Origin of the sequence: Seonamhaeicola maritimus, from assembly GCF_008056315.1 — a bacterium.
GTDB classification, from domain to species: domain Bacteria; phylum Bacteroidota; class Bacteroidia; order Flavobacteriales; family Flavobacteriaceae; genus Seonamhaeicola; species Seonamhaeicola maritimus.
Genome location: NZ_VRKQ01000008.1, coordinates 1241778 through 1260981 on the forward strand (window position 1 = coordinate 1241778; position 19204 = coordinate 1260981).

The following is a 19204-nucleotide window of genomic DNA, read 5'->3' on the forward strand; positions in this document are numbered from 1 at the left end:
TTATGAGAATTAAAGTACTAGTAGTTTTATGTTTTAGCATTTGTTGTTCATTGTTTGCACAAAAACAACCTAATGTAATTGTTGTGTTAGCCGATGATATTGGAACTGGAGATATTTCATATTACCGAAAAATGCATTCCAATAAAATAATAGTTGAAACACCGACACTTGATAAATTATCAAAAGAAGGTATTGTTTTTACAGATGCCCATTCACCGGCGGCTTTGTGTGCTCCAACTAGATACGCTATTATGACTGGAAATCATTGTTATCGTAGTTATGCGCCTTGGGGGGTTTGGGGCTGTTATCAACCTTCTCCCATAGAAGAGAAAGACCTTACTTTAGGGAAACTAATGAAGCAAGCAGGTTATAAAACCTCGTTCTTCGGAAAGTGGGGATTTGGAATGGACTTTGGAAGAAAAGACAATCCTGAGGTAGTTTACAGAAGCCCAAGAAAAGAGCATGAGACTGATGTAGATATTACTAAGGTCTTAGATAAGGGGCCGGTTCAAAACGGTTTTGATTACAGTTTTATGTATCCGGCAGGAATTCAAGCAGAACCTTATGCTGTTTATGAAAATGGTATAATGGAACCAATAAAAGAAGATTCTGAAATTATCCTTATTACAAAAGAGTACGGAAAAAATCTTGGATTTAAACTAGATAAAAAAGAAGGTTTAGGAGATAGTAATTGGGACCCGCATAACTCTAGTAAATTATTGGTGGATAAAGCAGTTAAGTTTATTCAGAGAAATGCAAAAACAGAAGAGCCTTTCTTTATGTATTACTGTTCTCAGGCGGTTCATAAACCACACACACCTTCTAAATCAATGAATGGAATTAAGGTGGCAGGAACAACTCCGTCAAATCATTTAGATATGGTAAAGGAATTAGATATTCAAATGGAAATGATAGTTCAAACCTTGAAGGAACAAGGTGTTTATGATAATACCTTGATTATATTTACTTCAGATAATGGTGGACTTTTGGTTAAGGAAACCTTACAGTCTGGTCATAAGCCAAGTAATATTTACAGAGGAGGTAAGAATCAAGCTTATGAAGGTGGAACCAGAGTGCCTTTTATTGCTTGGTGGCCTAAAGAAATTAAAGGTAAGCAAGTTTCAGATGCACCTGTTATAGGTATTGATGTTATGGCTACATTGGCATCTATAACAAATCAAAAGATAGAAGAAGGGCAAGCAATGGATTCTTCTAACCTATTTCCAATAATGAAAGGTGAAAAAGGAGTAAAAGCTCATGATTTTTTAATGACACAAAGTGGAACAACTAAACAGGCTATGATTACTGAGGATGGATGGAAGTTAATAATTCAGGTTGATAAAAAGGATAAAACAGATGCAGCCAGAACACCTTTTGCACTCTTCAATTTGAATGACAATATTTCTGAAAACGAAAACGAAAATCTTGTGGATAACCCTAAGTATCAAGATAAGGTTAAAGAACTTTTTGCGAAATACAACAGAACTAGAAATAGCAAAATAAAAACAGGAAACTCTTAATTGAGTTTCCTGCTTTAAAATATATCTGTTACTTTAAGTAATTTCGATTCCAAACAGGAATCTATTTAGATTTTGTCCAAAACCCTTTCCAACCATTTTTCAGCTAGTTGAGGCCACATTTTAGCTGCTAAATTCCCAGGTCGTAGTCCAAATCCGTGACCTCCTTCTTGAATTATATGAACATCAACAGGGACATTATTTTCGTATAGGGCTGCTGCCATAACAGTACAGCTATGACGATACTTGACATCGGTAGCAGAACCGAAAATAAAGAATGGAGGTGTATCTTTTGTAACTTTAATCTCAGGAGTCAACGAATTGTTTTCACCGTGATCTAAATATGCAGGGTAAACAAGCATTGAGAAATCTGGTCTACAAGATAAATTGTCTACTTCATCAATCTTGCTGTAGGATTCAAAGGTGAACTGTGTAGATGCTCTGGCAACTAAACTTCCACCAGCAGAAAAGCCTAAAACGCCAATTTTATCTGGCTCAATATTATATTTTTCAGCATCCTTCCTAATCATTCTAATTGCCCGCTGTATATCATTTAATGCACCTAATTGTTTCTGTGGTACTCTATAATTCAATACAAATGCTGTAAAACCCAAACTATTTAGCCATTGGGCAACTTCAGAACCTTCTAAATTAGTTGAAAGGACATTATATGCTCCTCCTGGACAAACTATAACAGCTGCTCTCAATTTGTTAGCTTTTATAGGTTCAAAAACCAAAAAATCAGGGTCAGTAACTTTTGAATATCTAATTACTTTATTTCTGTCATCATCTGATAACTCATGTTCTTGTTTGAGCTCTTTTTCATTTGGGACTTCATTTGGCCATAAATGAACAGATTCATTAGATTGTGCCATAGATATTTGTGTGAAAACAAGAGTTATTAAAATAATTACTTTTTTCATATAAAACCTTATTTTGTTAGAATTGAAATGGTTTCTTGTGTTAATCCAGCAGATGAGGCTGTTATACTGATAGCCCCAGCACTTTCATCAGATTTAACAATAAGTAAGCATTTACCACTAAAAGCTTTTCGTTCAGGCGCTCTAAATGAAGCTAAGGATGTTTGATCACCATTTCCAACTGCAGCAAGAGTACCAGCTCCTTCTATTTTAAAGTTGATTAGATTATCAGCTTTTGGACATATATTTCCATTTTCATCTAATACGCTTATGGTAATAAAAGATAAATCTTTGCCATCTGCAGAAATTTCACTCCTATCTGCTTCCAACTTAATTTTTGAAGGTTTTTCAGCAGTTTTAATCTCTTTAATTGCAGCCTCTTTCCCATCTTTATATGCCACTACTTTTATAGAACCAGGTTGGTAGGGCACATTCCAAGATAGTCTGTATTTGGTTTTGTACATCCCTTTTTCAAATTCATGATATTCAGATGGAATTTCAGTAAAATCTTTCCCTTTTACTTTTTTACCAAAAGATTTTCCGTTTACAAAGAGTTCCACTTCCTCGCAATTGGTGTATGAATACACTGGAATGGTTTTTCCTTCTTGTCCTTCCCAATTCCAATGTGGTAGTACATGCACCATAGGTTTTGTAGTCCATTGACTTTGGTACAAGTAGTATCTGTCTTTTGGGAATCCACATAAGTCTACTGGTGCAAAATAAGATGACCGCGATGGCCAGTCATCATTCCAATAGCCATTAGTTGAGTTATCTCTTCCGCCGTATGGTGTTGGCTCTCCTAAATAATCAAAACCAGTCCAAACAAATTCACCTAAAGAATTTGAACTTTGTTCTAGAGCGTCAAACTCAATATCTGGAGCATACGCCCAAGGTGGACCAACGGTAACATCATAACTAGATACGTGATTGGTTTCGTGTTTTTCTTTAAATTCAATTGGTAAATGATAAACTCCACGACTACTGGTTTGCGAAGATGTTTCAGAGCCGTAAACTATCATTTCTGGATTTTCTTCAACAATTTTAGAATAGGTTGTAGGCCAGTAGTTCATACCTACAATGTCAACGTGATTAGCCAATTTATTTACAAAAGGGGCAGGGTAGTAGTTAAATCCTACCGTTGTTGGTCTGGTATCATCTTCATCATGACAAATATCGTTTAAGTGTTTTGTCAATTTCCAACCGTCTTTTCTGCCTTGTTCTAATATCTCATTTCCAATACTCCACATAATTACAGATGGGTGATTTCTATCACGCTTTATCATGTCACGTAAATCTTTTTCGTGCCAATCATCAAAATATTTGTGGTATCCGTTTGGTACTTTTCCTATTTTCCATTCGTCAAAAGCTTCGTCTATGACTACAATACCTAATTTATCACACACCTCTAACATTTCTGGAGATGGCGGATTATGACTGGTACGCAATGCGTTTACACCCATACTCTGCATTATTTGCATTTGGCGCTCAGTAGCTCTGTAGTTAACACCAGTACCTAAAGGCCCTAAGTCATGATGCATACAAACACCATTGAACCTTACCTTTTTCCCGTTTAAAAGGAATCCGTCTTTAGTATTGAATTCTATGGTTCTAACACCAAAAGGTGTTTCATATTCATCAACAATATCATTCCCTATTTTCAACGTACTATGTGCTGTATATAAATACGATTTATTGATGTCCCAAAGTGTTACATTCGAAATTTTGATGATTTGAGAAATAGCCTTTTCAGAATTTGCATCAAGCGAATCATTACTATCTGTTTCTCCTACTATATTTCCGTTAGCATCTTTAATAACAGTTGATAATGAAACTTCTGACCTGTTTGCCCCAGTGTTTTTAAGCTTTGTCTCAATATTAACATCTGCATTTCCATTAGTAATGTTAGGCGTAGTTATATAAGTTCCCCATTGCGGAATGTGGATAGAGTTATTGATTTTCAGTCTTACATTACGGTATATTCCCGCACCTGCATACCAACGCATTGATAAGTCTTCAGGAGCTAATCTAACTGCAATTACGTTATCACTTCCAAAATTGATATGTTTAGTTAAATCAATTTCAAAACCTATATAGCCATAAGGTCTTTCGCCAATATATTCTCCATTTAAATACACTTTAGCGTTACTCATAGCTCCGTCAAATTCAACAGAAATTTGTTTACCTTCTAAACCTTTTTCAATTGTGAAATGTTTTCTATACCATCCAATACCATGTACAGGTAATCCGCCTGTTCTAGCATTGTATTTATTGTCAAAAGGACCATCAATAGACCAATCATGAGGTAAAGTTACTTTTTGCCAATCAGAATCATCAAAATTTACGGTTTCCGCATTAGCGATACTATCTTTTTGAAACAACCAGTCCTTGTTAAAATCACTGTCAGCAATTGGATTTGATGAAGCTCCTTCTGTATGGCATGATAAACACAATATAGAAATTGAAAAAGTAAGTAAAATGAAATTCAGTTTTAAAAAACGCATTAGAAATCGATTTATGGTTTAGTGAAATTATGTTTAAGTAAATATAGTTATTGCAATCTTAAATATGGGCTGCCTGACCTATATGGCCTAAAGAAAAGGACATTTGTTACCTTATTAGCTTTTGGTTTAAATCTTGTCTATTTATTCTGTGTTATTCTTTTACTGTGGGGATTTAGAACATTTGTTGTATTAATTAAAACAAAAGGAATAGTGGGTTTTGGTAAAAAAGAAGAATTTAGCTTTTGATAAGAACCATGACCAAGGGAAAAGTTATCTAACCAAAAATAAAAGCTTTTATGTCTATTAAAAACCAATATGTATTAATCTTACTTTCTTTCGTTATTTTATCTTCTTGCGGAAAAAAGAATAAGGAGGATGTTGCTGTTGTTATTGAGAAAGATACAATCAACATATATGAGCCTAATTGGGAGTCTATTAAAAAACACTACAAAGACCCGGAATGGTTTAATAATCAAAAATTTGGAATTTTTATTCATTGGGGAGCGTATTCGGTTCCTGCCTTTGGTAGCGAGTGGTATCCTAGACAAATGTATATGGATACAGCCACATTTACAGCGCAATTAAATCTGGAAAGAACAGGTCCGAATGCAACTTATTTACATCATAAAGAAAAATGGGGTGATCAAAAAACATTTGGTTATAAAGACTTTATTCCCATGTTTAAAGGTGAAAAATTCAATGCGGCTGAATGGATTGATTTATTCAAAAAGTCAGGTGCTAAATATGTAGTTCCAGTGGCCGATCATCATGATGGTTTTGCTATGTATAAATCTAACACTACACGTTGGCATGCTGCTGCCATGGGGCCAAAAAGGGATATTTTGGGTGAGCTTTTTAAAGAAGGAAGAAGTAAGGGTATGATTATGGGAGCATCATCTCATTATGCTTTTAATTGGTCTTTCTATAATAAAAAGGATCATTTTGACACCACAGATCCTGAATATGCGGATTTGTATTCTCCAAAAGGTAAAGATTTAAATGAGCCTGTCTCTGAAGAATTCAAGCAAATGTGGTGGGATAGAACGGTGGATTTAATTGATAACTATCAGCCTGATATTTTATGGTTTGATTTTTATTTAGATATTCCTGATTATGCTGATATGCGTCCGAAAATTGCCGCATACTATTATAACAAAGGAAGAGAATGGGGTAAAGAAGTAGTTTTGCAGGATAAGAATTTTAGTCATGAAGCTTTTCCCGAAGGCACTGTTGTATACGATTTAGAAAGGGGGAAACTTCCAGGAATACGTAAGTTACCTTGGCAAACAGATACATCTATTGGAAAGAACTCATGGTCTCATGTTACTAATTGGAAATCTAAAACAACCAATCAGTTAATTGACGATTTGGTAGATATAGTTTCTAAGAATGGGAATTTATTATTGAATTGTGGGCCGAAATCTGATGGGACTATTCCTGAAGATCAAGCTAAAATATTATTAGAAATTGGTGACTGGTTATCAGTTAATGGAGAAGCTATTTATGATACCAAATATTGGAGAACGTTTGGTGAAGGGCCAACCGAGGTTAAAAAAGGACATCACTCTGAAGGACAAAATAAAGACTTTACGGGTCAGGATATGAGATTTACTCAGAAAGATGGGAATTTATATGCTATAATGATGGCATGGCCTGAAAAGAGTAAGGTTACAATCACTTCTATTACAAATGAGGATAAGGTTAAAGGTGTTTCTTTATTGGGAAGTGATGCAAAAATCATATTTGAGCAAACAGCAGAAGGATTGTTGGTTAAATTACCATCTGAAAAGGTTGGAGATCATGCTCATACTTTAAAAATTGAATTATAATTGTTTTTTAGTTAATATTTAAGTTTAATAGTTAAAAACCCCATCTGGTAGTTACCACGATGGGGTTTTTTAAAAGAAAAGCCTTTAGAGTTAAAAATAACTTATTTAATGCTCCTAAATTTATCTTTTAATAGAAAAGCCTCTCTTAATTATAATTCAATTATAGTTGTTAAATCTAAGGGGTCGTTCATGTCTTTTTGAAGTTGAACAAGGTCTTTAAATAATTCAGTAACTTTAGTTTTATAATTTTGATTGTCGGCTAAATTATTCATCTCTTCTGGGTCATTATTCATATCGAATAAAAGCACTTTATTAATCTTTGGGTAAATGATTAGTTTAAAACCATCTTTTCTTATCATACGTTGTAAATCAACATAACCGTTATAGATGGCATCATAGTTACTTTTTGTTTGTTTCCCTTTAGCCAAATCTAAAATGCTGTTAAAGAATACGTATTTTGGCTTTTCAATATTAGCTAGTTCTAAACTAGTTGCCATGGCGTCTTGTAAGTAAATGTCTTCAGTAACTTTTTTGTTTTCAGGAATATTGGGACCAGTAATCATAAAAGGAGCTCTAATACTGTGGTCAAATTGAGATTGTTTACCAATAAGCCCATGTTTTCCTGCCGCTAAACCATGATCTGCGGTAAAAATAATGTATGTGTTGTCCATTTTCCCAGTAGCTTCCAATCGGTCTAAAACTTCACCAATTTGAGCGTCTAAATGTGTAATAATAGCGTAGTATTCTTTAATATGAACTTTAGTGGCATATTCAGTTCTAGGAAACGGAGCGAGCGCTTCATCCCTTAAGTTGGGTCCACAACCCATGTCATCTTTAAAAGGGTATTCGGGTAACCAGCTTTTGGGTAGACTAATATTTTCTAAAGGGTATTTATCTAAATATTCTTGGGGAGCTTGCCTAGGGTCATGTGGAGCATTGAATGCTAAATACATAAAGAACGGATTATCACTTTTTTCTGCTTTCTCAATAAACCCTACAGCATCATCCTTTAAAACTTCACTCCAGTGCTTACCACCTTCCCAGAAACCACCAAATTTAGGATCTGTTGGTGACCAGGTTGTGTCTTGCTCACTTAAAGGTCTATTATAACCAATGGGCATTAAGGTAGCTGGATCTGTATCAGTACCTTTGATTTCTTTGAATTTTGCAACCTGTACTTCGTGTTCCCAGGCATCTCCGGGCATGCCAGGTCTTATATGGGTGACGTTTTGAAATACACTATCGGCCTTGGCATCTATATGCCATTTTCCAGTCATGTAAGTGTCATATCCTGCACCTTCCATTAATTTACTCCAGGTTTTATCAAACTCTTTGTTATTACTCCAATTCTTTCTAAACTTATTAACATCCCAAACACTTCTACCAGAAAGTAACATGGCTCTAGAGGCAGCACAAATAGCCCCATTCCAAGCACCCATGTTGTAAGCATTTGTAAACGTGGTTCCTTGATTAACAAGTCTATCTAAATTCGGTGTTTGAATTTCATTATTACCCAGAGAATTTATTGCAGAATAAGTCATATCATCAGCAAAAATGAAAACCACATTAGGAGGAGTAGGAATTTCCTTTTTTGAAGTTTTACAAGCAAAAATTGTTAGTACTAGAAATACTAATAGAAGTTTTTTCATTATGAATTTTATTTAGGTCTTTTTTGAACTTGATAAAATTAATTAAAAAAACTCAGGAGCTTATGTAGAGAATGTTCAATATTAAGTAATAAATGATTTATTATGCATCCTCATTTGCAGATTGTGTCTTTTTTTGATTCTGATTTACGTATTCACTTGGAATTACCCCGAATTGCTTTTTGAAGCATTTTGCAAAATAAGAAGCGGTATTAAACCCTGTCATGTACATGATTTCTTTAACCGAATAATCACTTTGTTCAAAAAGTTGAACGGCACGTTTTAGCTTTATGTTTCTTATAAATTCACTCGAAGAAAGTCCTGTTATTTCCTTAAACTTTGAATACAAATTACTACGACTATACCCCATTTCTTTTACAAGCATTTCAACATTAAAATCGGTATTCATCATATTATCTTCTACAATGCTGATAGCTTTTTGTAAGAACATTTCATCCATAGAAGTTACAGTTACTTCTTTAGGTTGAAGACTGATTTCACGATTAAAACGTTTTCTTAAATCGCTTCTTTGTTTTAGTATATTGCTAAGTTTAAGTTCAAGTATTTCAATATCAAAAGGTTTTCTAATATATCCGTCAGCACCAATTTTTCTGCCTTCAATTTCACTTTCCTGAGATAATTTGGCCGTAAGCATTATTACTGGAATGTGACTGGTCTCTTTTTTGTTTTTAATGTTTTTACACAAGCCATATCCATCCATTTCTGGCATGACAATATCAGTAAGTATGATACTTGGCATAATTTTATTTGCCAATTCCACACCCATTTGGCCGTTATCAGCTTCATAAACCATGTAATCTTTACTCAATGCTTGTTTAATGAAGGTTCTTATATCTGCATTATCATCAACAACTAATAATAGAGGTAAATTAGACTTGTTAGAAGGGAGGTTTTGGTCTATAAGCTCATCATTTATGCTAATTGCGGCAGCATCGGTTTCAGAAGAGCGTACGTAAAAATCAACATCATCAACTTCTTTACATGTTATCTCTGGAATATCTTCATAGGCACTTTTTTCCATTGGGAGCTTCACTGTAAACACTGTTTCCACATTTGGCTCACTTTGAATGTCAATGGTTCCTTGATGTAAATCAACAAGACTTTTTGTAAAAGAAAGCCCTATGCCAACACCTCTTTGTTTTTTCTTTCCAGATTTGTTATCGGTATAAAACCTAACAAATATGTTTTTGATTTTTTCTTCATCAATCCCAATTCCATTATCAATAACCTTAATTACTACATGCTTTTGCTCATCTTCAGAAATATCAATTCCTATTTTTCCTTGATTAGAAGTGAATTTAAAGGCATTTGACAAAAGGTTTGAAATTATTTTTTCCAAGGCTTCATGATCAAACCAAGATTCAATGGATTCTTGGGAGGTATTAACGTTAAAAGTTATTTCTTGTTTCTGCGCTAAAAATTGGAAAGGTTCCGTAATTTCTTTTATAAAATGAATGATGTTACTTTTTCGTAAAACCAATCGCATTTTCCCTTGATTAACTTTTCTAAAGTCTAATAGTTGGTTTACTAATCTTAACAGATACTCTGTGTTTTTTTGCATGAGTCCGTATTGCTCATTAGCAGCTTTTCTATCAATTTCATGACCATGCTTTTGTAGATATTTTAAAGGGCCTTTAATTAACGTTAAAGGTGTGCGGAATTCATGAGAAATATTTGTAAAAAACTCTAGTTTAACTCTATTAAGCTCATCGTTTTTCTCCTTTTCAATATGTTCTAATTCTAGTTGATGTTTTTTTGTGGTTTTAATAATAGTGAATCTTCTATACATCAATAATAAACCAACAATAAGGGCACTATATAAGAAATAAGCAAAGTTTGTCTGCCAAAAAGGAGGCAAAACATAAATCTCTAATTCTGAAGGAACAGAGTCCCAAACACCATCATTGTTTGAAGCTTTTACTTTTAAAGTATACTGCCCAGATTCTAAGTTTGTATAGGTTGCAAAACGTTTGTTTGAGGTAGTGTAAACCCAATCATTATCAAAACCTTCAAGCATATAAGCAAACTTATTTTTACCAGGTGCGGCAAAATGTAATGCAGCAAATTCAACAGAAAAACTATTTTCAGATGGTTTTAATTCTAAATTCTCAATATTATTAATGGCTTTATCTAATAAAACTCTACCGTTAATTTCTTCACCAATTTTAACTTCCTTATTAGAAATAGAAAATTTTGTGATAATAGTATTGGCTTCTATGTTGTTATCGGTGATACTTTTAGGGTAGAATGCATTAAAGCCATTAACACCTCCAAAAAGCATTTCTCCATTTGCTCTTTTTACACATGCCAATTCCTGAAACTCATTACTTTGCAAACCATCATTTGCATCGTAGTTTTTAAAAGTTTCTTCCTTTGGGTTGAATTTTGAAAGTCCTTGATTTGTAGAGACCCATAGGTTGCCTTCATCATCTTCTAATATACCTTTAATAACATTACTGGGTAATCCATCAGATACCGAATATGCTTTAAATTTAGGGTCTTCATTTTCTTTTCCTGATATATACTTATTTAAACCTCCACCAAATGTACCAAACCATAATTGTCCCGCTCTACTTTCGTAAATGGTAAGAATGTAATTATGGCTAATGCTATTTTCTTCTCTAGGAACATTTTTAAAAACATCAAATTTAGGATCCTTTTTTAGTGCTTCTTCTGGCTTAAGTTTAGAAAGTCCGTTGGCTGTTGCAAACCAAATATTTCCTTTTTTATCTTCTAAAATGTCTCTAATGATATTATTAGATAAACTGTAAGGGTTATTCTTATTGGTAATTAAAATATCCTTTTTATAGGAGTTTGAATTTTTATAATATGCCCATCTATAAATACCGCCTCTGTATGTTCCTATCCATAGGTTTTTATACCTATCTTCTGTAATTGAAAAAACACTATTGGAAGGACTAGCTGGCACTCTTATTATATCATTATCCTTAATATTTTCAGGGTTTGTGATATCTATTTGGTAAAGACTTGGAAAGTCTTCAGCACCAATTATGAGCTTTTTTTTATCTCCTTCTTGAACTTCAGTAATTGCAAAAGGTTTATGAGGTACATCAAAGTTTATGTAACCACTATAAAGATTATTGTCTTTATTTTTAGTCAACATATTTAGACCACCACCTTCAGTACCAACCCAAAGCGTTCCGTTACTATCCTCAAACATAGCTCTGATTTTGTCATAACTAAGGCTTTCTGGATCTAGTGTTTTCTTTATATGCTGAAATTGCTTTCTGTCCGGATCAATCTTATTAATACCTCCTCCGTTGGTTCCTACCCAAATAATACCTGTTTTATCCTTGTAAATGGATTTAACGATATCTTTACTAATACCATACGGATTCCTTGGGTTATAAGTAAATCTACTTTTTAGTTTTGGTAATTGACCCTGATGAAGATTTTCAAACAGATGTAAACCATTATTAGTTCCTGCCCAAATATTATAACCTTCGGCTAATAAACAATTGTAAGAGCTACCTGTAATATACTTGACTTTTGTTTCTGGGTGGTTTAGGTCTAGTATATATAACCCCCAAGTTGTTCCAATGATTAAGCGACCAAAATTATCCTCTGTAAGACCTCTTACGGAGACATGATCTGGTAAGTTTATTTCATTGTTAATTTTTCTGACTTTATAGTTGCCATCATGATCTGTTAGTACTTTATGAAGTCCTTCATTACTTCCTGCCCAAATATTTCCTTTACTATCTTCATAAATTCGTGAAACCTCACTAAGGTTTATGTTATGGAAGCTCTTCGAATCTAAAGATGTTTTTAAGTCTAGTATACTTATTCCACTTGGTGTGCCTACCCAAAGTCTATCCTTTTTATCTCTATAAACTGTAGATACATGGTTGTTACTAATGCTTTGTGGGTTCTTTTCATCATGGGTAAAATGAAAAAATTTATCTAAAGACTTATCAAAATAATTTAAACCACTTCCAGTAGTACCAACCCATAAGTTACCTTTTTCATCACCGGTAATTGTGAATATAAGGTTACTATTAATACTATTGGGGTTACCTCTATCAGGATTGTAGATGGTGAAATTATATCCATCATATTTATTTAGACCATCATGTGTTGCAAACCACATAAAGCCTTCTTTATCTTGATAGATGCTATTTATATCATTTTGAGATAATCCATCATCGGTAGATATGTGATTAAAATAAATGGAATTCTGACTAAAACTTTCAAACAAAAAAGTGTTTAGAAGAAAAGTACAAGAAAACAGTGCTATTAATAAATTCTTTGACATGGGATAAAAATAAGCGAATATCTTGTGTTCTCAAAGTTATTTAGATATTAATGGAGCACAGGTAAAAAACAAAAAACCTTACTAGATTTCTAGTAAGGTTTTAAAGCCGTGACCGGGCTGGGGCTCGAACCCAGGACCCTCTCCTTAAAAGGGAGATGCTCTACCAACTGAGCTACCAGGTCATTTTTAATACTAACATTGCTGTTAGCGGGTGCAAATATAAAACCTATTTTTAATTAAACCATATTTTTTTGAAGAATTTTTTGTTTTTTTGCACCGCTTATATGTATGTTTTTAATAATCAATTTATAACGTAAAAATGATAATAGTTTTAATAGGGTATATGGGGTCTGGAAAGTCTTCAATTGGTAGAAGATTAGTTAAAAAACTAGATTGCAGTTTAATTGATTTAGATGATTTTATTGAAGAAAAGGAACAAGCTACGGTTAAAGAAATATTTGCATCTAAAGGCGAAATATATTTTAGAAAGAAAGAAGAGGAATATCTTTTAGAATTACTAAAGTTTAAAGAAGATGTTATTTTGTCATTAGGAGGCGGAACACCATGTTTCGGAAACAATATGAATCATATTATTGATGCCGATAATACAAAAAGCATCTATTTAAAGTCTTCAATTCCAAAGTTGGTAGATAAGTTAATAAAGAAAAAAGCTAAGCGCCCTTTAATTGCACATATTGAAACAAAACAAGAATTGGCTGAATTTATTGGTAAGCACTTATTTGAAAGAGCTCATTTTTATTCAAAGGCTCAGTATCAAGTTGTTACCGATGATAAAAGTAAAGATGAAATTACTGAAGAAATTTTGGAACTACTCTAAGACAGCTTCAAACACTTTTCCTTCTAAAACTACATTTACATGTTCATGTAAAGATGTAGACAATGAAATACCTTTAAAATCTGCTTTCACTGGGTATTTTTTATGATTTCTGTTAACTAAAACAGCGGTTTTAAATTGTTTTAAAGGTACATTTAAAAAATGCTTCACACCATATATTAAGGTAGTGCCAGAGTTTAATACATCATCAACAAGAACTAATGATTTATTTTTATAATCTTCAACAGAAATTGAGGTTTTAACCTCAGACTGTGGATTTTTTTTGTCAATACTTACTTTACAAAGTATTGGGTTTATTTCAGATATTTTTTGAAGAGCTGTTTTTAACTTTTTTGCAAATACATAACCGTTTTTATCAATACCTGCAAGAATAACTTCCGTTTCATCTACATTGTTTTCATATATCTGAAAAGCTATTCTTCTTATTTTATGATTAATTTCGGTATGATTTAAAATCACGTTGTTTTTAACAGTCATAGTTATCAACTTAAAAATTCAAAATATAAAATTACTCATTTTCATCAGTAAAATCATCAATATCTCGTCTATCTTTTTTAGTAGGTCTTCCTGTTCCTTTCTTTCTATAATAATCCTTAGAATATTTAAGAAGTTCTTGTGCTTCAAACTCTTCTTTAGGAGTTGTATCTGTTCTGTAAATGTCTACTAACTTAGCACCAACTCTACTTTCAGGAATATCATTTACTTTTAGCCTATAATTAATCTGATTCTTTCTTAACTGAATAATATCCAAAGGATAAACTTCTCTGCTGGGTTTTACAATTTCTTCATTAACTCTAACTTGTCCTTTTTTACATGCGATGGTTGCTAGAGATCTAGTTTTATAATATCTAACACACCATAAATACTTATCAATTCGCATATAATTATTGCTAAAACTACGTTAATGTTATTGTGCAAGATTATATTAAAATTGTATCTTGCGGCTCAAAAATAAGCATTATTAAAAATTAAAAGCGAAAATATTTATTACGCCCAAAATTTACTTTAATAAATGTTTTATGTTGAAATTGAAAAATAAAGATATTCAAATGAACTTAGAAAGAATCAGTTTATTTATTTTGAGCTTAACGTTTTGCTTTTTGTCTTGCGGAAAAGATGATGGCGGTGATGATGAGGTTGAAATAGTATTCAGGGATAGAACCGAGCAACAAGTTATAGACAACGATTCTATAGTTGGTTATTTGGAAACACATTATTATAATTCAGATGATTTTATAGGAAACCCAGACCCAAGTATTGCTGATTTAGCAATAACTCCGTTAGTGGAAGGAGAATCTGTTCCAACGGGGCATACTTTATTAAAAGAAGCTGTTGGAGTTTCAAAAAAGGTTGTTTACTTAGATGTAGATTATGAATATTATGTGCTAAATATCAACCAGGGAGGTGGTGCAGATTCACCAACTTTTGCCGATAATATTTTGGTAAGTTATGAGGGCTTTACACTAGATAATGAAGTTTTTGATAGTGCTATTAACCCAGTAGAATTTGATCTGACAACTTTGATACCAGGTTGGAGAAAAGTCTTTCCTCAATTTAATACAGCCGAGAGTTTTGTTGAAAATATTGATGGTACAGTAAATTTTGTAAACCCTGGAGTAGGCGTTATGTTTCTTCCTTCAGGATTGGCTTATTTTTCTAGCTCACAAAGTGGTATTCCGTCATATTCACCTTTAATTTTCAAGTTCGAATTAGTGCATACCACAGAAAATGATCATGATAATGATGGTATTCTTTCGTATTTAGAAGATTTAAATGGAGATGGAGAGTTCTCATTAAATACGGAAGCTGGTTTACAAGATGGTGATGATACCGATGAAGATGGTGTACCTAACTATTTTGATCCAGACGATGATGGTGATGGTGTACCAACAATAAACGAAGATTTAAATGATGATGGAGACCCAACAAATGATATTGGCAAAAACGGAATCCCTAATTATTTGGATCCAGAAGAGACGGATTCCAAATAATAAGAGTTAAAAATAAATTCTAGCATTATAAAAAAAAAGCGTTTAAGAAATAGATCTTAAACGCTTTTATTTTGAAAAGGCATTAGGCATTACTTTAAATCATTTTAAAATCCAATAGCAATTCACCTTCAATGGAGGCTTGTAAATGATCGCCCTTATTTATTAAACCAATCCCATCTGCTGGTGTCCCTGTAAAGATTAAGTCTCCGGGATTTAATGTCATGTATTTAGATACGTAAGCAATAATTTCACTGAAATTATAGATCATATAATCTGTATTACCAACTTGAATTTGTTCACCGTTTATTTTTAAATCGAAGTTGATGTCTCCTAAATTAGGGAAATCAAAAATTGGTTTAAAATCAGAAATAGGTGAAGCACCATCAAAACCTTTACCTAATGCCCAAGGCCATTTCTTTTCTCTATTTTCGGTTAAAATATCTTTTGCAGTATAATCGATTCCAACGGCTATTTCACTAATATAAGAAGGTGCATCGGTTTCTGAAATATTCTTTCCAACTTTACCTATTTTCGCAACTAGTTCTACTTCATATACTATTTGATTCGTTATTTCGGAAGGATAAACTACATCTTTATTCCCAGTAACTAACGTGCTATCAGCCTTGAGGAAAATGAGTTGGTGTCCATCTTTTATACTTGCAATTTCACTTTTATCTGTTACAAAGTTTTTTCCAATACCTATAATTTTCATGGTGTTTTTTGTTTAATATATGATTACGTTTTGAAGCAATAAAAATAATCAAATATGGACGAGTAAATAGCTGTTTTCCATTTAAATTATGGTAGAAACTATTCATTTTTATAATAGAATTCATTCAACATTTTTTTATATATTCGAAACTCGACTTCAAAAATTAAATATTGAGTTTTATTTCTAACGTTTCAAATCAGTTGTCATTATTAAAAAGGCTAGGGCTTTTGTTAACTTTATCGTTAGTATTGGTTCAATGTGGTAAGAAGAGTGAGCCTGAATTTCACTTACGCGCAAGTCTATTGGTAAACGAAAGTCATACTTGGTTTCAGGCCTTCGAATATTTTTCTGAAATTTTAGAGGAACGAACCAATGGTAGAATTGTACTTGATAATTATCATTCTGAGCAATTGGCAAAAGAAAGTGAAGCAATTAGGATGATTCGAGCCGGTGTTATTGATATGACAACCACAGGGTCTCCCTTAAGTAATTGGGTTGAAATATTGACCTTTTGTGAGCTCCCTTTTCTTTTAAGAGATTCAACCGATATGCGGGTGTTGATAAATAGTGATATTGGGAAGCGGATGGAGCAGGAAATGATTGATAAAATTGGACTTAGGCCTTTAGGACAGTTTCCAGGTGGTCCAAGACATTTAACCTCTAACAGGCCCATTAAACATCCTGATGATTTAAAAGGATTGATAGTAAGGGTGCCAAATGTGCCATCATTTGTTACAGCTTGGGAAGCTTTAGGTGCTAAACCAACCCCAATGGCATTTTCAGAAGTATTTACATCGTTACAACAAGGAACTGTTGAGGCTCAGGAAAATGGTTTTGCAATTATAAAAGCAGGAGGATTTTTTGAGGTGCAGAAATATGTTAACCAGACCGCCCACGTGGTGAGTTGGACTTATCCCGTTATAGGAGAGGAGAAGTTTCAAATGTTTCCTGAAGATTTAAGAAAAATCTTTTTACAAGCAGTAGAAGATATGGTAAAACACGAACACAAATTATTTTTGAAAGACCAAGAGAAGATTAAAAGTGATTTAGAAGAAGCTGGAATGACATTAGTTGAGGTTGATAAAGATGCTTTTGGAGAAGCTGCAAGAGAATCCATATTTAATAGCTTATCACCTGAAATGCAAAAGGTATATAACGATATTCTAAAACTTAGAGAGTAATGATTATAAAGAAGGCTATTGGTAAATTTTTAAAATATGGAACGCTGGTGAGCAGTTTTTGTTTTATAGCTGTTACTGTTATTCAAATTTATGCCAGATTCTTCATGGAAAGTGCGCCGTCATGGACAGAAGAAGCAGCACGTTTCTTCTTTATTTATGCTATGAGTTTTGCTGCAGGATTAGCAATGAAAGGCAATTACTATGTAAAGTTTGATGTATTATACAATAAAATGAACACCAAGCAGAAATATATTTTGGAATTCATTGTTTCTATCTTAACTATTCTTTTATTTATAGGGCTTACTATTTATGCCATTCAATTTGTTAAGGTTGGAATTCTAGAACGGTCTCCTAGCTTGGGATATTCCATGGCTATTGCTTTTAGTTCTATTGTGGTTATGGGTGTGTTTATAACCATTTATGCTATTTGGGATTTACAAAAAGTCATTAAAAAACTAAAGCCTTAATTATGATTTGGATATTAATACTTGTATTTATTATTTGCTTAATATTTAGATTTCCTATTGCGTTTTCATTAGGCTTATCATGTTTAATGTATTTACTTTTTGCAGGTATTCCTTTGATTGTAGTACCAATGAAAATGTATTCCGGTATTGATGTGTTTGTATTATTAAGTGTTCCCGGATTCATTTTAGCAGGAAACCTTATGAATCAAGGTGGTTTAACTGCCAAAATCATAGCATTCTGTAATCATTTAACAGGTCATATTCGTGGTGGTTTAGCATTAGCAAACATAGGGGCTTCTATGTTATTTGCTGGTATTTCAGGTACTGCTATTTCAGATACAGCCAGTATTGGTTCAGTAATGATTCCAGCTATGAAAAAAGAAGGGTATGATGCTGAGTTTTCTTGTGCAATAACAGCATCTTCATCTACAGTCGGACCTATTATTCCTCCTAGTGTACCTATGATTATTGCTGCAACCTTAAGTGGTTTATCTGTTGGTAGACTATTTCTTGCAGGGGCAATCCCTGGCTTTTTGTTAGGTTTTGGGCTTATGGGTGTCACTTATTTTATCGCTAAAAAGAAAAAGTATCCGAAGCATCCAAAAAGCAGTTTCAGAAAAATTCTATTTGCATTTAAAGATACTTTTTGGTCACTATTGATGACTTTTATAATTCTTTTCGGGATAATTGGTGGGGTTTTTACACCCACCGAAGCATCTATCATAGCCGTAGTTTATGCATTGATTATTGGTGCTTTTATTTACAAAAAACTTAATTTTAAGAATGTTCAAGTTATTGTGTTAGATTCCATGAAAACTTCGGCATCACTTATGGTGCTTATCGGGTTCGCCAACCTTTTTGGATGGATTCTAATTACAGAGCAACTACCGCAATTGGTGTCTGCAGAGATTCTTGATTTTTCCAATAATAAATATGTTGTATTACTTTTAATTAACATTTTACTGATTTTCGTAGGAACTTTTATGGAAACTATTGCAGCCTTGTTAATTTTATTTCCAATTTTATTAAAAGTGGCTATGGCAGTTGATGTAGATCCTATTCATTTTGCAGTAATTGCTTTATTAAACTTAATGATTGGATTAACCACACCGCCTTTAGGGGTTTGTCTTTTCGTTTCGTCCAGTATTGGGAAAGTGTCTATTGGTAAAGTAAGTAAAGCTGGTTTACCATTTTTAATTACCAGCTTAGTTGTACTTACAATTGTTACTTTAGTTCCAGAGATTTCATTATATCTTCCTAAATTGTTCATGGATTAACCAAATTATA

The 19204-nt window shown here is 33.1% G+C and carries 14 protein-coding genes and 1 tRNA gene; 7 read left to right on the forward strand and 8 right to left on the reverse strand.

Annotated features, from left to right (window positions below; genetic code table 11):
* Nucleotides 1–2 precede the first annotated feature (2 nt).
* Entirely contained in the window at nucleotides 3–1520 is a 1518-nt protein-coding gene (locus FUA22_RS05140; protein ID WP_147766825.1) for a sulfatase family protein, read from the forward strand.
* 65 nt (nucleotides 1521–1585) lie between these two features.
* Here FUA22_RS05140 and FUA22_RS05145 read toward each other — a convergent pair whose 3' ends face one another.
* Both FUA22_RS05145 and galB read right to left on the reverse strand, forming a co-directional pair.
* Nucleotides 1586–2440 (reverse strand): alpha/beta hydrolase, encoded by an 855-nt coding sequence (locus FUA22_RS05145; RefSeq protein WP_147766827.1) that lies wholly within the window; start codon nucleotides 2438–2440, stop codon nucleotides 1586–1588.
* A gap of 8 nt (nucleotides 2441–2448) precedes the next feature.
* Nucleotides 2449–4938 (reverse strand): beta-galactosidase GalB, encoded by a 2490-nt coding sequence (galB, locus tag FUA22_RS05150; protein WP_147766829.1) that lies wholly within the window; start codon nucleotides 4936–4938, stop codon nucleotides 2449–2451.
* 296 nt (nucleotides 4939–5234) lie between these two features.
* On the opposite strand from galB, the gene FUA22_RS05155 reads away from it, so the two are divergent.
* Nucleotides 5235–6767 (forward strand): alpha-L-fucosidase, encoded by a 1533-nt coding sequence (locus tag FUA22_RS05155; protein ID WP_147766831.1) that lies wholly within the window; start codon nucleotides 5235–5237, stop codon nucleotides 6765–6767.
* Nucleotides 6768–6916: 149 nt separating this feature from the next.
* On the opposite strand, the gene FUA22_RS05160 is transcribed toward FUA22_RS05155, so the two are convergent.
* From FUA22_RS05160 to FUA22_RS05170, 3 genes are all read right to left on the reverse strand, one after another.
* On the reverse strand, nucleotides 6917–8416 hold the full coding sequence (locus FUA22_RS05160) for a sulfatase-like hydrolase/transferase (RefSeq protein WP_147766833.1): 1500 nt from the start codon (nucleotides 8414–8416) through the stop codon (nucleotides 6917–6919).
* A 100-nt stretch (nucleotides 8417–8516) separates the two neighbouring features.
* Nucleotides 8517–12710, reverse strand: a complete 4194-nt coding sequence (locus FUA22_RS05165) for a hybrid sensor histidine kinase/response regulator transcription factor (protein WP_147766835.1) — start codon at nucleotides 12708–12710, stop codon at nucleotides 8517–8519.
* A 109-nt stretch (nucleotides 12711–12819) separates the two neighbouring features.
* Nucleotides 12820–12892 (reverse strand) — tRNA-Lys (locus FUA22_RS05170).
* A gap of 137 nt (nucleotides 12893–13029) precedes the next feature.
* Between FUA22_RS05170 and FUA22_RS05175 the strand changes: the two genes are divergently transcribed.
* The gene (locus FUA22_RS05175) at nucleotides 13030–13548 is read left to right on the forward strand and encodes a shikimate kinase (protein WP_147766837.1); all 519 of its coding nucleotides are present in this window, start codon (nucleotides 13030–13032) and stop codon (nucleotides 13546–13548) included.
* Here FUA22_RS05175 and FUA22_RS05180 read toward each other — a convergent pair.
* Both FUA22_RS05180 and FUA22_RS05185 read right to left on the reverse strand, forming a co-directional pair.
* Nucleotides 13540–14043 (reverse strand): phosphoribosyltransferase domain-containing protein, encoded by a 504-nt coding sequence (locus FUA22_RS05180; protein WP_147766839.1) that lies wholly within the window; start codon nucleotides 14041–14043, stop codon nucleotides 13540–13542. The genes FUA22_RS05175 and FUA22_RS05180 overlap by 9 nt on opposite strands.
* A gap of 31 nt (nucleotides 14044–14074) precedes the next feature.
* The gene (locus FUA22_RS05185; RefSeq protein WP_147766841.1) at nucleotides 14075–14446 is read right to left on the reverse strand and encodes an RNA-binding S4 domain-containing protein; all 372 of its coding nucleotides are present in this window, start codon (nucleotides 14444–14446) and stop codon (nucleotides 14075–14077) included.
* A gap of 139 nt (nucleotides 14447–14585) precedes the next feature.
* Here FUA22_RS05185 and FUA22_RS05190 point away from each other — a divergent pair, with 139 nt between their 5' ends.
* Nucleotides 14586–15557, forward strand: coding sequence for an FKBP-type peptidyl-prolyl cis-trans isomerase (locus tag FUA22_RS05190; protein ID WP_170309846.1), 972 nt, complete (start codon nucleotides 14586–14588; stop codon nucleotides 15555–15557).
* Nucleotides 15558–15651: 94 nt separating this feature from the next.
* Here FUA22_RS05190 and FUA22_RS05195 read toward each other — a convergent pair whose 3' ends face one another.
* Nucleotides 15652–16269: a fumarylacetoacetate hydrolase family protein gene (locus tag FUA22_RS05195; RefSeq protein ID WP_147766844.1), complete on the reverse strand. Its 618-nt coding sequence runs from the start codon at nucleotides 16267–16269 to the stop codon at nucleotides 15652–15654.
* 170 nt (nucleotides 16270–16439) lie between these two features.
* Here FUA22_RS05195 and FUA22_RS05200 point away from each other — a divergent pair, with 170 nt between their 5' ends.
* From FUA22_RS05200 to FUA22_RS05210, 3 genes are read left to right on the forward strand one after another with little or no spacing between them, the layout of a single operon-like run.
* Nucleotides 16440–17450 (forward strand): TRAP transporter substrate-binding protein, encoded by a 1011-nt coding sequence (locus FUA22_RS05200; protein WP_206667090.1) that lies wholly within the window; start codon nucleotides 16440–16442, stop codon nucleotides 17448–17450.
* Complete coding sequence (locus FUA22_RS05205; protein ID WP_147766845.1) at nucleotides 17450–17917, forward strand: TRAP transporter small permease; 468 nt, start codon at nucleotides 17450–17452, stop codon at nucleotides 17915–17917. Before FUA22_RS05200 ends, FUA22_RS05205 begins: the two co-directional genes overlap by 1 nt.
* Before the next feature lie 2 nt (nucleotides 17918–17919).
* Nucleotides 17920–19194 (forward strand): TRAP transporter large permease, encoded by a 1275-nt coding sequence (locus FUA22_RS05210; RefSeq protein ID WP_147766846.1) that lies wholly within the window; start codon nucleotides 17920–17922, stop codon nucleotides 19192–19194.
* Nucleotides 19195–19204: the final 10 nt, after the last annotated feature.